At 61.8% G+C, this 2,904-nt stretch carries 3 protein-coding genes; all 3 read left to right on the forward strand.

Annotation, left to right across the window (positions count from 1 at the left end):
* Positions 1-213: 213 nt before the first annotated feature.
* The 3 genes from AC1D0Z_RS18765 (at position 214) to AC1D0Z_RS18775 (ending at position 2,893) form a co-directional block, all read left to right on the forward strand.
* Entirely contained in the window at positions 214-411 is a 198-nt protein-coding gene (locus AC1D0Z_RS18765; protein WP_477659704.1) for a hypothetical protein, read from the forward strand.
* A 194-nt stretch (positions 412-605) separates the two neighbouring features.
* Positions 606-1,775, forward strand: a complete 1,170-nt coding sequence (locus AC1D0Z_RS18770) for a YjgN family protein (RefSeq protein WP_477659705.1) — start codon at positions 606-608, stop codon at positions 1,773-1,775.
* 26 nt (positions 1,776-1,801) lie between these two features.
* Positions 1,802-2,893: a M48 family metallopeptidase gene (locus AC1D0Z_RS18775; RefSeq protein WP_477659706.1), complete on the forward strand. Its 1,092-nt coding sequence runs from the start codon at positions 1,802-1,804 to the stop codon at positions 2,891-2,893.
* The last annotated feature ends 11 nt before the right edge of the window (positions 2,894-2,904 follow it).

Consider the following 2,904-nt stretch of genomic DNA (forward strand, 5'->3'; position numbering starts at 1 on the left):
CCTGTACGTAAAAGGGCCATGGTGCTGAAGTGCGGACCTGTTGCGGCCGCGGAAACGGCCGAATGGGTGTGTTGGATATCTTGAATGTCTCGGATGGCGGGCGGTCCAGCAGTTGCATTTTCAGTCCCTCGGTTGGGTTGTCTCTGGAGATTTCTCGAAAACTCATAAGCCATAATACTGTACATTCATACAGTATTTGATTATGATTTACCCATGGAAACAATCACCCAGGCTGAATGGATTACCCGTTGCGCCTACAGGCTGCACCAGCGGTGGCACACCATCGAACCCGCTGAGCTTGAAGAGGTCGCGGTCGTCATCTGGCAGGACGTCAACCTGCGTGGCATGGCACCCGCTGACGCGGCAGCCTTATGGCTCAAACCCGTTGCAACAGCCATAGACCAGGCCTGAAACGGCTCGCTGGCAGCTGTGGGCGCTGTGTGGCAAATGCAGGTGATGGGGTGGTCGCTTGTGCTTTTCTGCTGGCCTGCCAGGCTGGAGCCGCGCGGTCTATTTGCCAGGCTGAAAGGCGCGTTACATTATTTGACGAGGGCGCATGAGCGCCCCATGACATCCATAACAACCAGTCATCCGGGAGGAACCTTTTGAACGCTTCAGTACTGAACCCTGACACGCCGGTATCGCCGGTAGAAGAATCGCCCGCGCAATTGGGCATTGAGTTCACCGGATCGGGAAGCGAATACTTCCGGATCTGGATCGTGAATCTGTTGCTGCTCCTGGTGACTTTGGGCATTTACTACCCTTGGGCCAAGGTGCGGCGCCTGCGTTATTTTTATGGCAATACTGTGGTGGGCGGAGAGCCGATGGCCTTTCATGCCAATCCGCTCAAATTGCTCAAGGGTTACCTGCTGGTGGGCTTGCTGTTCGTTTTGTATTCCATTGCGGGCCAGTTTTCGGCCACCGCCGGTTTTGTGGCCTTCCTGATCGTGGCGGCCCTGTGGCCGGCCCTGTTGAAATCCTCCATGCAGTTCCGTATGGCCAACACCAGCTGGCGCGGCCTGCGCTTTGCTTTCAGGGGCTCACTAGCCGACGCGTACCGTGCCGTGCTGCCGCTGTTTATTCCCAGCCTGGTGATTCTGGGCGCATTGACGCAGGTCGCCGACCCTGAAAAACCACCGCTCTGGTATGTGAAAACCGTGGGTGTGGTGGGCCTGGCTTCGCTGGCCGTATTGCCGTGGCTGCTGTGGAACCTCAAGCAGTACCAGCACAACCACTACGCACTCGCGTCGCTGCAGACCACTTTCAAGGCCACACTGGGCTCGTTCTACAAGCTGTTTTTCAAGGTGCTTGGCGTGACGCTGCTGCCGCTGCTGGTGTCAGGCGGTATCGTTGGCGCCATCATTTATGCGGTGAGGGGTGCGCAGAGCCGTCCTTCCGTTGGCCTCTTCATGCTCGTGGGCCTCGTGCCGCTGGCCGTCATGATTGCGCTGCTGGTGCTGGTCAAGCCCTATGCCACCTCGCGCTTCCAGAACCTGGTGTGGACACGCACCGGCAATGTTTCCTTGCGCTTTGTCAGCCAGCTGCGTTTTGGTTCACTGCTCTGGCTGAGCCTGAAAAACTGGCTGCTGGTAATGCTGACGCTGGGGCTGTACTGGCCGTTTGCCGCGGTGGCCATGGCCCGCATGCGGCTAGAGGCCGTGGTGGTCAAAACCCGTGTGAGCCCCGACACGCTGCTGAGCCAAGCCGCAGCGGTGGAAGGCGACGCGGCGGGTGAAGCCGGCGGCGACCTGTTCGGCCTTGACATCGGGTTTTGACGCGCATGCAGGCAAGCCAGGCGCCAGTGCTTTCCGCCAGTTACTTTGATGGCCACAGCGCGCGCGCGCGTCCTGTCACGCTGCAGGTGGAAAGCGGCCAGTTGCAGGTTCGCGGTGAAGATTTTCACCGCAGCGTGCCGCTGCGCAAGGTCCAGTGGCCCGAGCGCACCCGCTACGGACAGCGTGTAGCCCATTTCACCGACGGCGGCTCCGTGCAATGCGCCGATGCCGGTGCCTGGGATGACTGGAGCCGCCGCAGCGGCCGCGGTGATTCCTGGGTGGTGACCCTGCAGCAAAGCTGGCGCGGGGTCATGGCGAGCGCGCTGGCGCTGGTGCTGCTGCTGGTGGCCATACAGCAATGGGGCTTGCCTGTCGCGGCCCGCGCCGTGGTGGCTGTCACGCCGCTGAGCGTTGATAACGCCCTGGGTGAGACGTCCCTTGCCGCAATCGATGAGCATCTGATGCGGCCCAGCCGTCTGCCAGCCGCTGAGCAGGCGCGGCTGCGCGATGCATTTGCCAAGGCGGTTGGTGCCATGCCCCCCGGGAGTGTGCCGTCCTGGCAGCTGGTGTTTCGCCGGAGCCGAATCGGCCCGAATGCATTTGCCCTGCCGGGCGGCACGATGGTGATGACTGATGAACTGGTGGAGCTTGTGGGGCGGGACGATAAGGTTGTCACCGCCGTGCTGGCGCACGAGCTGGGCCATGTGCGGCACCGCCATGGCCTGCGCATGCTGGTGCAGGTCACCGCGCTGGGCGGGCTGGCCTCCCTGGTAGTGGGCGACTTCAGCACCGTACTGGCGGGCGTGCCGGTGTTGCTGGGGCAGGCCAGTTATTCGCGCGATGCCGAACGTGAGGCCGACCAGGAATCGGTGCGCATCCTCAAGGCCGCAGGAATTTCGCCCGCGGTAATGGTGACGCTGTTCGAGCGGATCGCCGCCAAAAAGAATGAGGATACAAAAGACGCTGGCAAAGCGGAACGGTCCGGTCCGCCTGCTGAGGCCAGCAAGCCCGGTGATGGGTTGCCTGACCAGGAGTCCTGGCTGGGAATTGCTTTTGCATCGCACCCCGCCGACGCGGAGCGGACGCGCTTTTTCCTGGATGCCGCCGCGCAGCGGTAGCGGCACAAGCC

This window comes from Polaromonas sp. P1_E3 (assembly GCF_056405935.1).

What these genes read in the sequence shown, in the direction of transcription:
- AC1D0Z_RS18765 (WP_477659704.1), top strand. Translation starts at nt 214, where the DNA reads ATGGAAACAATCACCCAGGCTGAATGGATTACCCGTTGCGCCTACAGG.